The sequence below is a fragment of the Paenibacillus sp. BC26 genome (genome assembly GCF_900116125.1).
GTDB classification, from domain to species: Bacteria; Bacillota; Bacilli; order Paenibacillales; family Paenibacillaceae; genus Paenibacillus_Z; species Paenibacillus_Z lignilyticus.
Window position 1 is genome coordinate 74,232 of sequence record NZ_FPAD01000005.1, and the last position, 13,064, is coordinate 87,295.

Sequence of the window (13,064 nt, forward strand, 5' to 3'; positions counted from 1 at the left end):
GCGAGGGGTTCATGAAGAAAGGCCATCCGGCAAAGGATGGCCTCAATGATTACACTACTGCTTAAATGACGATGTCCACACCGATACTGTCTAATCTGCCGACTTCCCGAATATAGGACACGACGGCCTGATGCTCGGCGTTAATCGCGTACGCATCCAATGCGTCTTGATTTTCGAACTTCACCATAAGCACAACTTGGTACTCTTTGCTTTTCTCAGCTATGTTGAGTCCCGACTGAATTTCGACGATTCCTGAGATGGAGTCTTGAAGCGCCTTGAAGCGTTTCGCGACCTCTTGAAGCTGTTCATGTGTTGTTGTTTCAGCAAATTTCAAAAGCACCGTACGTTGAATCATGAATTTATCCTCCTATAAGGCAGCAATAATGATGTCTTGTCCATCTTACATTTGGACGGAAGGGATAACAAGAGAATTAATCCATCCTAGGCAGCCTAAAAAGGACGGAGCTCTATGAGCTCCGTCCTTTTTGTCTTACACTTCTACCCGCGACAAAATCTCATCCTTAAACTGTTGAATAGCCGCATCCGTATCGATCGTGTAGCCGCATTCCAGGCCGACGAACCCGGAGAAGCCGGTATCTTTGATAGCCTTCAGGATGTTCACGTAATTCAGCTCGCCCGTGCCCGGCTGCTTACGACCGGGATTGTCCGCGATATGATAGTGGTTGATCCGCTCGAGGTAGCCGGTTGCGTTGCGGATGACGTTGCCTTCGGTAATCTGCTGATGGTAGACATCGAACACGAGCTTCACGTTCGGGCTGCCCACTTGGTCGACGACATCTACGGATTCATCCGAACGCTGCAGGAAATGGCCTTTATGATCGACGAGTCCATTAAGCGGCTCCAGCTCCAGCACGATTCCGGCCTCCTCAAGCATAGGCGCGCAGCGCTTCAGCGTCTCAACCATCGTCGCACGCTGAACCTCGCGAGGGATGCCGTCCATTTCGTTGCCTGTTTGTGAAATGATCGATTTCACATTCAAAATCCGGCAGGCTTCGATCGTCTGCCTAACCCCTTCGATATAAGCGTCCCGCAGCAATTCGTCGACCAAGCTGATAAACTTCGTGCAAGTCGCGCTGATGCCGACGCCGATCCGCTCTTGCTCCGCGGCGAAAGAACGCAGGTCTTTCAAATCCCACCAAGCGTAATATTCGAGGCCGTGAAAGCCATGCTCCTTGATTTTCTCCAGATGGTAGACCGCGTCTTTGCCTGGATAAGCTCCGATACATAATGAATATTTCATGACTGACTAATCCGCTCCCCTTGAACATTCATGATTCGTAACCTTACTTCACTTCGACACCCGCCATTTGCGATTGAGCACGCGAAATTGGGTAGGCGATATGCCGACATAAGACTTGAATAATCTCGTAAAGTTCTGTAATTCGCTATAGCCCAGCCGTTGCGAAATTTCCGTCACGGATAGATCGGATGTCTCCAGCAGCGTCTTCGCCTTCTGGATCCGCATTTCGCGTTGAACCTGGAGCGGGGACTTGCCGAATAACTCCTTGAACCGGTTGCTTACGTACGTTGGATGCATATGCAGCTCATCGGCCATCTGCTGCAGCGTCATCGGCGCCTCAGGCGATTGTACGACTCGCGTCAGCATAGCAAGGAAACCATCCGATTTGGCGACATCCTTCTGGGCATCTTGTTGACTGAGTGCGCTGTTGAGAATGATGTACAAGAGCTCGAGCGACTTTGCTCTCGTTAAGATGGAGCGCGGCAAGGAGGGAATTCGGGCATCCGCGGAATCCATGAATGCCATGAACACATCCTCGAAGTACGCATGATCTTGCAGCTGAAACACGAACGGGATGCGAAACATCTTCATGACGTCCATAACGCCTTCGATCTCAAAAGTGAAATGCCACCAAAGAAACTCGGTTTGGTCGGCGGTGTCCTTATAATGATCATGCATCACGTTAGGGGGAATGAGGGTGACTGTCCCCGGTTCAAGCGCCATCTCTTCGCCATCGATTCTGAGCTTGGCGCTGCCCGACTTCAAATAAGACATGACGTAGAAGGGGAGCGTACGGTTCAGCGTCTTCATCTCGTTCCGGCTGTGCACGTCGAATTGTTCGATTCGCAGCTCGGCATGCCTTAAGAGATGGCTCAAGCGGTCACTCATACTGCTTCCCCCTTCGTGTTTGAATTAGAACGTGACACCGAGCTTGATGCTTTGCTCCGGACTCTGATCGACGTACTTCTCGTAGCCATCGGCCGATGCCTCGAAAGGTATGACCGGATAGATGATATTCTCGCAATGGATGCGGCTGCTCGAGAGGATCTCCCAGCAGACATCTTCGATTCTGCGCCAGCTCCACCGCGGGTAGTCCGGATTCGGTTCACTGCACGCCCGGGAGAAGATGATCTTGGCATTGTTGAAATGGGCTTCGCGTCCCAAATCGAGCCCGCCCTTGAACGCTCTCGCCCAGCCGAGGAAAGCGATCGTGCCGCCGTAAGCAAGCCCTCTGAGCGCTTGCTGAAGCGCGAATTCGTTGGCACTCGTCTCCAAGACCACATCGACGCCGAGTTTGCCTGTCGCTTTCTTGAGCTCGAGGCCCACGTCATCCGTAAGGGGATCGAATGCCGCATCCGCGCCGTTCTTAAGCGCGACTTCGCGACGCCCCGCGATCGGGTCAATAACGGCCACCCAGCTGGCGCCGGCAAGCTTGGCCAGCTGCGCGGCGAGTTGGCCGATCGCGCCGAGTCCGAACACCGCTACCCGGTCGCCCGCTCTGACATGGGCGTCGCGAATGCCGCCAAGCGCAAACTGGGCGGGATCGAAGCACACCGCATTTTGCCACGACATGCCCTCGGGCAGCTTTTTCAAATAATAGTTGTTAACCGCGTTCACGATATGCGTCTCTCGAATGCCGCCATAGCAAGATACGCGGTCGCCGACTTTATATTCCGTGACGTCGGAGCCTGCTTCCGTAATGACGCCTACCCAGATGTTACCGAGGTTCCACCTTCCGAATCCGCCGTCCGTTTCCATGTCTTTCGGATCCCTGGGCAAGAACAGATTCCAGCCTTCTTTATCATCGAAATAATCGGCCGTATGCGGGCTTTCTCCGCGGAAGCCCGCAAGATCGGTACCATGCTTCGGCGAAGCGTGATCGATGCGCACTTTCACTTCATGCGGCAGTACAGTACGGTCCTCATAAGTCGTAATCGCCGCTTTTCGCGGGGCTGCTGCGATCAATTGTTTAGGCATATGCCATCCTCCTAATGTTTAGATAATAATCACTTATGTATAAGAACATGATCTGGTTGTTATCGCTTACAGCTCAATTATATAGCATGTTCATCCATTCGCTGTTATCCAAAACCACTAGATACTTATCACTTTTACAGGTTTTCCGAAAATTAAAAAACTCCCCGAAGGGGGAGCTAAAAACGACCGATCGCTACAAGCAGAGCCAGTGCAATAAAGACGACATTTACGCCGATTTCCCGATATTCCTTCCTTCCGATATGGAACAGGGCACCACAGAGGACGATCACGGCCAGCGCGGCGGCGGCAATCGGCGTCAACACAGGCGCGATGTCTGTCGCTTGAGGCAGTATAAGTCCAACAGCCCCAATTAATTCGGCTATCCCGATCAAGAATACGAATGATCGCGGGACATCTTTTACCCAGCCCCAAGCTGCTTTGGCTTGCTCATACTGAACGGCCTTCAACCAGCCGGAATAAACAAACCCCAATGCTGCTGCGCCTTGAATAATCCATAGAGCGATATTCATGCTGGATTCCACCCCCTAATTCATAAGTCACTACTAGATAGGATAGCCCCTAGTGTCGCAACTGAGGAAGTAGGCACTTTTAGTAAACCTGGTTATTTAAAAGTTACCTTAAGCGGGTAATGGGGGGAAGCGGGATTGTCCGTATTTTATGCAGTGGACATAGGGTCGTGGGATGGGACATATAAATTAGGTAGAGTCCTATCGCGAAGAAATGCCTAAAAAAACAATTGATTTCTGCCGGAATTAGTTTTATAACTATAATTAGAATAATTATTATGTAGTACTCATTTTAGTTGTAGGGGTGATACATTGAATATGGAAAATGCTAACGCAGGAAAGTGTCCGTTCAATCATGGAAGCGCTACGACTCCTGCATCCAGTGGTACGTCGAATAGAAACTGGTGGCCGAACCAACTGAATTTGAACATTCTTCATCAGCACGACCGGAAAACGAATCCGATGGGCGAAGCGTTTAACTATGCAGAAGAATTCGCCAAGCTCGACTATCCGGCGCTCAAACAGGATCTACGTGATCTGATGACGACCAGTCAAGAGTGGTGGCCGGCCGACTACGGTCATTATGGTCCATTCTTTATCCGTATGGCGTGGCACTCGGCAGGCACGTATCGTACGGGGGACGGACGCGGCGGGGCGGGAACCGGTACGCAGCGTTTTGCACCTCTCAACAGCTGGCCTGATAATGGCAACCTGGATAAAGCACGCCGACTGCTGTGGCCGATTAAACAGAAGTATGGCAACAAGATTTCTTGGGCGGACTTGTTCATTCTAACGGGCAATGTCGCGATTGAGTCCATGGGCGGCAAAACATTTGGTTTCGGCGGCGGCCGCGAGGACGTGTGGCATCCGGAAGAGGATATCTACTGGGGTGCTGAAACGGAATGGCTGGGGGACAATCGCTATAAAGGCGATCGCGAGCTGGATAATCCGCTGGCCGCTGTTCAGATGGGCCTTATTTATGTCAATCCGGAAGGTCCGAACGGCAGCCCGGACCCATTGGCAAGCGCCCGCGACATTCGCGAAACGTTCAAGCGGATGGGCATGAACGATGAAGAAACGGTAGCGCTCGTGGCGGGCGGGCATACGTTCGGCAAAGCCCACGGCGCGGGAGATGCCGCGCTTGTCGGAGCGGAGCCGGAAGGCGCTTCGATCGAAGCGCAAGGCTTGGGCTGGCTGAGCACGCATGGCTCCGGCAAAGGGCGCGACACCATCACGAGCGGAATTGAAGGGGCATGGACTGCGAACCCTACGCAGTGGGACAATGGCTTCTTCGAGCTGCTGCTCGGCTATGAATGGAAGCTCACGAAGAGCCCGGCAGGCGCGAACCAGTGGACGCCTATTGATCCTGCGGAGGAGCATCTGGCACCGGACGCGGAAGATCCGTCCGTTCGTGTTCCGACGATTATGACCACAGCGGACATGGCACTTCGTGCGGACCCGGCTTACGAGAAAATTTCTCGCCGTTACTATGAGAATTCGGAAGAGTTCGCGGATGCCTTTGCTCGTGCATGGTTTAAACTTACGCATCGTGACATGGGCCCACGTGCAAGATATCTGGGGCCGGAAGTGCCGGAAGAAGTGCTGATCTGGCAAGATCCTATACCGGCAGCAGCCGAATCCGAGCTAACTGACGCGGAAGTAGAAGATCTGAAGTCGAAGATTCTAAGCGCCGGACTGACAGTCGGCGAGCTGGTTACAACCGCTTGGGCTTCGGCTAGTACATTCCGCGGCTCCGATATGCGCGGCGGCGCGAATGGTTCCCGAGTCCGTCTTGCTCCGCAGAAGGATTGGGAAGTGAATCAGCCGGAGCAGCTCGCGAAGGTGATTTCTACACTCGAAGCCATTCAGAACGGCTTGGATAAGCATGTAAGCCTGGCCGACTTGATCGTACTTGGCGGCAGCGCTGCAGTAGAGAAAGCTGCCCGCGATGCAGGCTTCGAGGTTACGGTGCCTTTCGCCTCCGGACGCGGCGATGCCACGCAAGAGCAAACGGATGTAGAGAGCTTCGCCGTGCTGGAGCCGGCAGCCGACGGGTTCCGCAACTATCAGAAGAAGCAGTACAGCGTCAGCCCGGCTGAGCTTCTCGTGGATAAGGCACATCTGCTGAACCTCTCTGCACCGGAATTGACGGTGCTTGTAGGCGGCATGCGCGTGCTGGGCACTAACTTCGGTCAAACCAAACATGGCGTATTCACCGATCGCGAAGGTATACTCACGAATGATTTCTTTGTTAACCTGCTGGATATGGGCTTGCAATGGAAGCCCATTAATTCCGTCGTATACGAAGGACGTGACCGGAAGACGGGAGAAGTCGTACGTACCGCGACCGTCGTTGACCTCGTGTTCGGCTCGAACTCCGTGCTGCGTGCCGTTGCAGAGGTCTATGCACAAGACGATAACCAAGAGAAATTTGTGCGTGACTTCATCGCGGCATGGGTGAAAGTAATGAATGCAGATCGTTATGACCTTGCCTAATCGATACAGCAGCAGACCATGCACTTATTGATTTTCATTCATAGAAAGTAAAGAGCGCGTCCCTATTTAGGGGGCGCTCTTATTTTTTGTTCGGTTGTTCGATTAATATGATATTATGTCAATAACTTAGATCGCAATTCCATCATCAGCTTCAGGCTTCGAAAGTAGGCTCGTCATGGCAGCGATGTCTTTAGTGCCGTTATTTTTAGGAATCGCCTGTAAAATGTTGTTTAAAACCAAACTAACGAACGCGATGTTAGTGTTTATGGTTTTTATGTGTTTGTGGCAATTGGACGTCAGCGTGTTATACAGCCTCGATATACTGGACCAGGCCGTTATATTGGTTCTCTTTAAGCTGCTGCGGATCGGCTCCATTATGCTTCCGGTGGCCTTCCTATATGTGGGCTATGTCACGCTAAAGTATCAAATCAACGAGAACGTCAAGTGGATGAACTGGATCATCAATAAGTACACGTTAGGCATCTACGGTGCGTGGTCCTTGTTCATTTACGCAGTCAATTGGACTACCTATGGCGTAACGGGCTTGAAAACCATTCCCGGCGGTACGACAGCCATCCTCTATCCCGTATACGGGGAATGGGGGGCCATGTTTGTAAACCATATCAAACTATTAATTGTCAGTATTGTATTAACGCTCCTTTCAAGCCGAAAAATATCGGATAACTATTTAAGAAGCTTTCTGACTTCGTTTAGTCTGACGTTCTTATTTACCTATATGATTGGCGTGCTCAACCTGAAGGCGGGGACTTTCATTTATTCGAGTCAAATTGCCGTCATGTTTTTCTCCATCTTCATTTTCTTTATTTTTGTTCGGCTAAGCACAAAGATCATAAGAGAAACAACGCAAATCTTGAAACGCAAAGCCAAGGAAGAGCAAATTGAAATCAACACGTCCGGATTAATTCATGAAATCGGCAATCCTCTGACGGTTGTGAATGGCTATTCGGCACTGTTAACCCAAAACGAGCAGCTCGACCCCAGAGCCAAAGGCATGGTGAACCAAATTACGGTTGCCGGTTCTCATATGAGCAGCATTATTACCAATTACGATCAATTTATTAAAAGCGGCAAAATCAACAGGGTAGACACCGATATTGCGGATGTAATACAAGAAGCGTTAGTGTTAACTTCAATCCGAATCAGAGAGAAGAACGTCATCATGGATTTGAGCGAGCAGAGACGGATGGCCGTGAGCATCGATAAAGATAAAATGAGGCAAGTGTTTACGAATCTAATCAACAATAGTATCGAGGCCATGGAAGGAAAAGAACGGAAGATTATTAAAATTACAATCTCCAGTAAAAACAATGAAAGCACGATCATTTTCTCGGACACAGGCACGGGGATCGCCCGCGAGGAATGGGATCGTATTTTTAAGCCATTCCATACAACGAAGGAAACGGGCATGGGGCTCGGATTATCCATCTCGCAGCGTATCTTAAATTCGCATGGTGGATATATTGAAATACTGAAAAGCGATGCGACAGGAACAGAAATCAAAGTTTCCATTCCATTAATGGATTACAAAACGTTCGTGGCCGGACAAGACGTCGGCGCGCAGTAAGCTGGGATAAGGAGAGGTTATTTACGAATATTGAAGAAGTGTATGGGGGCAGACAGTCTGTACGAGGAGACCAATTCGGCGTCAGCATCAACCCTCGAGGTAGCGGAGCAGTATCAAGCGGATGCCGTAAAGAGAGGATTAGCGCATCATCAGCAGCATAGGACTCCCTTCTCAGAATTTCTTAGGGATATGGCAGCCGCAGGTGTGCAGTATTACGAAGTGAATATGATCGATCGTACAATCAACTATACAAGCGGAAGATCCGGAGAGTCGTATGTGGAGTCGGTCCCGGCTTTCGAATCGTTTAAGAAGCCATAACGGACTCACCGGCGTGAGTCGTTGTGGCTTTTGTTTACCCACTCTGTAAATAAAAACACCCCGGGAAAATTTCCCGGGGTGTTTATCGTAATCACCGATTGTGCTCCCAAAAGCAACATGCTATAATGAAAGAATTCTCTGCAAATTTATGTATTAGGTCATAGTTGTTGCATCTTACTTATACCTTAATTTTATCACAGGGAATTACGTTCTGTCAAATGTTCTTTTGCTTCTCCAAATTATTGTTTAAAGGAGTGTGTTGAGTAGGATGATACACGCAAAGGATTGGGAGAATGAACAAGAGCGGCTGGAACTGACGATGAGCAAACTCAGCGAGGCAATCGTGGAGCTTGAGCCTAAAGTGGATCAACTGGGTCATCAAGCGGCCGATATCCGTAAGCGATTCTGGGAAGAAGTTACGGTGAATACGAGTACCCATGAGGATTTCGAAGAGACGTTCTTCACGATTCAACAGCAGGCAGCCGTGTTATCGGAACGGGAGCGCAGCCACCGGCAGCTGCAGCAGAAATGGAACAGCGTGAAACGACTGCTGCAATCCCCTTATTTCGGGCGAATCGATTTTCAAGAGACGGGCCAGGATCTGATTGAACAGGTTTATATAGGCGTGTCCTCCTTCGTCGAACCGGATGGCATGAGCTTCTTCGTGTATGACTGGCGTACGCCAATTGCGAGTTTGTATTATGACTACTCTCCCGGAGAGGTTTCCTTTGAAACACCCGGCGGCGCAATTGCGGGGACCATGACGAAGAAGCGGCAATATCAAATTCGCGATGGACGGATTCAAAATGTGTTTGACTCCAGCATTACGATCGGCGACGAATTGCTGCAGCAGGTGCTCGGCAAGGGTGCAGATAATCAGATGAAGAGTATCGTGGCGACGATTCAGAAGGAGCAAAACGCCATCATTCGCGATGATAAAAGCCGCATGCTTATTGTGCAAGGGGTAGCCGGCAGCGGAAAAACCTCTGCGGCGCTGCAGCGGGTGGCGTACTTACTGTACAAACATCGCGATAAGCTGACGGCCGATCAGATTGTCCTCTTCTCTCCTAATCCGATGTTCAATAGTTATGTGTCTACGGTTCTTCCGGAGCTGGGCGAGGAGAACATGCAGCAGACGACTTTTCAAGAATATCTGGACTATTGGCTGGGCTCGAACTATAAACTGGAGGATCCCTTCGACCAGCTTGAATATGTGCTAACCGAAGATTCGACGCCGGGGTTTGCGCCTCGTATGAGCGGCATTCGACATAAGTCGTCAGAAGCGTTCCTTCAGGCTCTTCACGGCTATGCGTCATGGCTGGGGCAGGAAGGGATGCTGTTTAACGGAATTCGATTCCGCGATCGGGTTTTAATTACCGGAGATCGGATAAAGTCCCAATTTTATAGTTACGACACCTCGATTCGCCTGACCAACCGGATAACGTTGCTGCAGGAATGGTTAATGAAGGAACTGAACGTGCTGGAGAAGCTGGAGCGATCCGCGCCATGGGTTCAGGAGGAACTGCAATATCTGGACAACGAGCAGTATGCGGAGGCGTTTAGTGAGCTGCACAAGGATCGCGGCGTGTTTGATTTTGCCGAGGAATATGCGAAGGTGCAGGAGTTTGTTACGAAGAAACGCCGCGGGGATGAAGCTGATTTCAGCTTCGCCGAACAAGAGGAAGAGCTGCTCAGCCGCATGGTCGTGAAAGAAGCCTTCAAGCCGCTAAGACGAAGCGTGAAAAATATGTCGTTTATCGATATGCAGGGCATATACACGCAATTATTCAACGAGCATGCCGCCGTTTTCCTTGCCATGACGAATGCTGCCGAGCTGCCCGGGCATTGGCCGCAAATCTGTGAGCAGACGAACGAGAAGTTGAGTCGACGCGAGCTGTATTATGAGGATGCGACTCCTTATTTGTATCTGAAAGAACTCATTGAGGGTTCTCGGGTGAATACGATGGTTCGATATATCTTCATAGACGAGGGCCAGGACTACTCGATGTTCCAATATCAGTATCTCAAGAATCTGTTCCCGCGCGCGCGTATGACCGTGCTGGGCGATTTCGGGCAGGCGATCTTCACGCAGGCAACGAATTTGCACGAAGCCGAGTCGCCGCTGCGCAAGCTTTACGGCGATGCGGAAACGAGCCGAATCGTGCTATCCCGCAGTTACCGTTCAACGCGCGAGATCGTGGAGTTCACCAGGTTGCTGCTGCCGGGCGGCGAGGAGATCGTGCCCTTCGAGAGGAGCGGGAGAAAACCTCTCCTTATTCAACTGGACAGTGACGACAAGCGGACGGCTCGAATCGCGGCGGACCTGGCGGCACTTCAGGCCGAGGAGTTCGGCTCCATCGCTATTATTACGAAGACAGCTGCCGAGAGCAGAGAAGCCTATGAACGCCTTTCTTCTTATGGCTGTCAGGGGCTGCGGCTTGTTACGAAGGAGACGCCTATCTTCGAGAAGGGGATTATGGTGATCCCTTCTTACCTCGCGAAAGGGGTGGAATTCGACGCCGTCATGATTTACGACGCTTCATCGTCGGTGTACCGACGGGAAAGCGAGCGCAAGCTCTTCTATACGGCATGTACGCGTGCCATGCATCGACTTCTGGTGTATACGACGGAAGAATGGACGCCTTATATTCAGGCAGTGGATTCCTTATACTATGAGATGTAAATGAGTTTTCAACATGGCAGACACGGTACCCGACTTGGGTGCCGTGTCTTTTTTTGTCGAAATAAGCTAAACAAAATGGATGGATATGCCGAAATAAATTCTAGAATAATTTACTAATTATTATTAAAAGGAGCGTTTGTTGATGAAGAAGAAAGTTTCAAAATGGGTTATTCTGCCGCTGGCAGTAAGCTTGCTCGTACCAAGCTTAGTTGCACAAGCAGCTACCAAGACGTCGGCTGATTTTACGGACTTGAAGGATTTGGATGCTGCAACCAAAGCCAAGCTCGATGCCCTGTTGGCCAAAGGCATTTTTGAAGGCACAGGCAGCGATAATTTTGGAATTACAGATGCGATGAACCGCGCGCAATTCGCGAAAGTGGCCGCTTTGATTTTTGGCCTTAAAGTGGATACCAGCTTAAAGAGTTCCTCGTTTAGTGACGTGGGTGGCACCGATGGCACGAACGGCTGGGCGATTCCTTATATTGAAGCTGCGAAGAAGGCTGGGTTAATGAATGGAGTTGGGGACGACAAGTTTGCTCCTAATGGCACGACCAACATGGGTCAGCTTGCAACTGTATTCGTCAGAGGCTTAGGCGGTAAAGTAGACGTCACCAAAACCCCATGGTACAGCGATGCCCTCAAACAAGCCATTGATTTGAAACTCATCGATGCAGGAGTCGACGGTTCAAAAATCGCCACTCGCGCTGACCTGGTTGTTGGTGCGTATAGCGGACAGCAAGCCTATGAAGTGATTAAGAAAGCACAAGAAGAAGCGAATAAACCTAATCCGCCATTATACGCCGGAGATACAACGGCTCCGAGTATCACAGCAGCTACCGTTAACGGCAGAGACGTAACGGTTTCCGGTGGCACAACAGGTACGATTAGCTTTAAGAGCAGTGCGTATCTGACAGCGGGAACGCTTAGCGTGAGCGAAGCTTCGACGTTGACTATTACTGCAATCGAAGGCATCAACCTGACGGACTATCCGTCGTTATCGTTCTCTCAATCCCTGGCTTCCGGTTCGAACACGCTCGACCTGATCAGCAAGCTTGCAGCGCTTGATCCACAAGATGACGGCGTATCCATGGCGCTGCTTAATCAGTTTGATACAAACCACGACGGCCTGGTCATTACAGGTACGCTTCGAGACGGTTCCAGCAACTCCCGCACAGTGACATTAACAATTAAAGCGGACGATATCGCGCCGAACCTGACTGCGGCGACTGTCAACAATCTTGCAGTTGATCTGGATGGCAACGACGGCGAAATTACAATCACAAGCGGTTACCTGACTGCAGGAACGATCACAGCGAATGAAGACGCCAAATTGACGATTACGTCCATTCAGAACGTGAACTTGTCCTCTTATCCTTCACTGTCCTTTGAACAGCAGCTTGTCGGAGGAACTGCATCATCCTTGAATCTAATCACTAAATTAGGCGAGTTGGATTCTCAAGGTGACGGTGTATCCGTTAGCTACTTGAAGCTCCTTGGCAACAATAATAATCAACTGGTTGTATCGGGCACATTGGCAGACGCAGCCGGCAATTCCAGCCCAGTTTCGATTACGTTCTACTGGAACAACATTTCATAGTTGAAGATGGTGCAGAGCGCACACCGTTTAGGTGGCGCTCTTTTTCCTGTTTATATGCCATTTAGAGCTTGTTCCGGCATGCAGGAAGAGGTATATATAAGGTATTACCGCCATTAGGACAGGGGAGAAGAAGCAAATGACGATTATAGCTGCTATATTGGTTGCGCTTGTCGCAGTGGAGCACATTTATATTTTAATCCTGGAGATGTTTATGTGGACGACGCCCAGAGCATTAAAGGCATTCGGTACCACGAAGGCGTTTGCGGAAGAGTCGAAGTCGCTCGCCGCCAACCAGGGGTTGTACAACGGTTTCTTGGCGGCGGGTTTGTTCTGGGGATTGTTCTATCCCGATGCCGCGGTCGGACATCAGATACAACTGTTCTTCCTCTGCTGCGTGCTCGTTGCCGCCATCTATGGAGGCGTAACGGCGAAGAAATCCATCTTAATGGTGCAGGGTTTGCCTGCACTCGTTGCACTGGCGTTTGTGTTGCTGACTTAAGTCAGCTGACCTTGCCCCAATACGGATGACCATCATATCGAAAGTGTTTAAAAGCCGCTTCCCGCATAGGAAGCGGCTTTTTGACGCAAATAAAAACATAGCCATTGACAACCACCTCGAA

Annotated in this window: 11 protein-coding genes and 1 pseudogene; 7 read left to right on the forward strand and 5 right to left on the reverse strand. The window is 50.4% G+C overall.

Features of this window, described 5'->3' with window-relative positions; genetic code table 11:
- Positions 1-61: 61 nt before the first annotated feature.
- The 5 genes from BM412_RS26505 to BM412_RS26525 all read right to left on the reverse strand — a co-directional run bounded on the left by BM412_RS26505 (position 62) and on the right by BM412_RS26525 (position 3,768).
- Entirely contained in the window at positions 62-355 is a 294-nt protein-coding gene (locus tag BM412_RS26505) for a Dabb family protein (protein WP_091224720.1), read from the reverse strand.
- Between the two features lie 135 nt (positions 356-490).
- Positions 491-1,261: a TIM barrel protein gene (locus BM412_RS26510; RefSeq protein WP_091224721.1), complete on the reverse strand. Its 771-nt coding sequence runs from the start codon at positions 1,259-1,261 to the stop codon at positions 491-493.
- Between the two features lie 48 nt (positions 1,262-1,309).
- Positions 1,310-2,149, reverse strand: coding sequence for an AraC family transcriptional regulator (locus BM412_RS26515; RefSeq protein WP_091224722.1), 840 nt, complete (start codon positions 2,147-2,149; stop codon positions 1,310-1,312).
- A gap of 24 nt (positions 2,150-2,173) precedes the next feature.
- A complete protein-coding gene (locus BM412_RS26520; RefSeq protein ID WP_091224723.1) occupies positions 2,174-3,238 on the reverse strand; it encodes a zinc-binding dehydrogenase in 1,065 nt (354 codons plus the stop codon).
- Between the two features lie 176 nt (positions 3,239-3,414).
- Positions 3,415-3,768, reverse strand: a complete 354-nt coding sequence (locus tag BM412_RS26525; protein WP_091224724.1) for a DoxX family protein — start codon at positions 3,766-3,768, stop codon at positions 3,415-3,417.
- Between the two features lie 315 nt (positions 3,769-4,083).
- On the opposite strand from BM412_RS26525, the gene katG reads away from it, so the two are divergent.
- From katG to BM412_RS26555, 7 genes and pseudogenes are all read left to right on the forward strand, one after another.
- Positions 4,084-6,261, forward strand: a complete 2,178-nt coding sequence (gene katG, locus BM412_RS26530; RefSeq protein WP_091224725.1) for a catalase/peroxidase HPI — start codon at positions 4,084-4,086, stop codon at positions 6,259-6,261.
- A 796-nt stretch (positions 6,262-7,057) separates the two neighbouring features.
- Positions 7,058-7,273: pseudogene (locus tag BM412_RS32950) on the forward strand (hypothetical protein); the annotation flags it as partial.
- A 33-nt stretch (positions 7,274-7,306) separates the two neighbouring features.
- Positions 7,307-7,846, forward strand: a complete 540-nt coding sequence (locus tag BM412_RS32955) for a sensor histidine kinase (protein ID WP_371264866.1) — start codon at positions 7,307-7,309, stop codon at positions 7,844-7,846.
- Between the two features lie 42 nt (positions 7,847-7,888).
- Positions 7,889-8,164 carry a DUF1398 family protein gene (locus tag BM412_RS26540; RefSeq protein ID WP_091224727.1) on the forward strand — a complete coding sequence of 92 codons (276 nt, stop codon included), beginning with the start codon at positions 7,889-7,891 and terminating at the stop codon, positions 8,162-8,164.
- A 268-nt stretch (positions 8,165-8,432) separates the two neighbouring features.
- Positions 8,433-10,847, forward strand: coding sequence for an RNA polymerase recycling motor HelD (gene helD, locus BM412_RS26545; RefSeq protein ID WP_256256606.1), 2,415 nt, complete (start codon positions 8,433-8,435; stop codon positions 10,845-10,847).
- A gap of 142 nt (positions 10,848-10,989) precedes the next feature.
- Positions 10,990-12,444 carry an S-layer homology domain-containing protein gene (locus tag BM412_RS26550; protein WP_091224728.1) on the forward strand — a complete coding sequence of 485 codons (1,455 nt, stop codon included), beginning with the start codon at positions 10,990-10,992 and terminating at the stop codon, positions 12,442-12,444.
- A 136-nt stretch (positions 12,445-12,580) separates the two neighbouring features.
- Complete coding sequence (locus BM412_RS26555; RefSeq protein WP_091224729.1) at positions 12,581-12,943, forward strand: DUF1304 domain-containing protein; 363 nt, start codon at positions 12,581-12,583, stop codon at positions 12,941-12,943.
- Positions 12,944-13,064: the final 121 nt, after the last annotated feature.

Coding starts and splice junctions, on each gene's coding strand:
- BM412_RS26505 (WP_091224720.1), bottom strand. CDS start 355: ATGATTCAACGTACGGTGCTTTTGAAATTTGCTGAAACAACAACACAT.
- BM412_RS26510 (WP_091224721.1), bottom strand. CDS start 1,261: ATGAAATATTCATTATGTATCGGAGCTTATCCAGGCAAAGACGCGGTC.
- BM412_RS26515 (WP_091224722.1), bottom strand. CDS start 2,149: ATGAGTGACCGCTTGAGCCATCTCTTAAGGCATGCCGAGCTGCGAATC.
- BM412_RS26520 (WP_091224723.1), bottom strand. CDS start 3,238: ATGCCTAAACAATTGATCGCAGCAGCCCCGCGAAAAGCGGCGATTACG.
- BM412_RS26525 (WP_091224724.1), bottom strand. CDS start 3,768: ATGAATATCGCTCTATGGATTATTCAAGGCGCAGCAGCATTGGGGTTT.
- katG (WP_091224725.1), top strand. CDS start 4,084: ATGGAAAATGCTAACGCAGGAAAGTGTCCGTTCAATCATGGAAGCGCT.
- BM412_RS32955 (WP_371264866.1), top strand. CDS start 7,307: ATGAGCAGCATTATTACCAATTACGATCAATTTATTAAAAGCGGCAAA.
- BM412_RS26540 (WP_091224727.1), top strand. CDS start 7,889: ATGGGGGCAGACAGTCTGTACGAGGAGACCAATTCGGCGTCAGCATCA.
- helD (WP_256256606.1), top strand. CDS start 8,433: ATGATACACGCAAAGGATTGGGAGAATGAACAAGAGCGGCTGGAACTG.
- BM412_RS26550 (WP_091224728.1), top strand. CDS start 10,990: ATGAAGAAGAAAGTTTCAAAATGGGTTATTCTGCCGCTGGCAGTAAGC.
- BM412_RS26555 (WP_091224729.1), top strand. CDS start 12,581: ATGACGATTATAGCTGCTATATTGGTTGCGCTTGTCGCAGTGGAGCAC.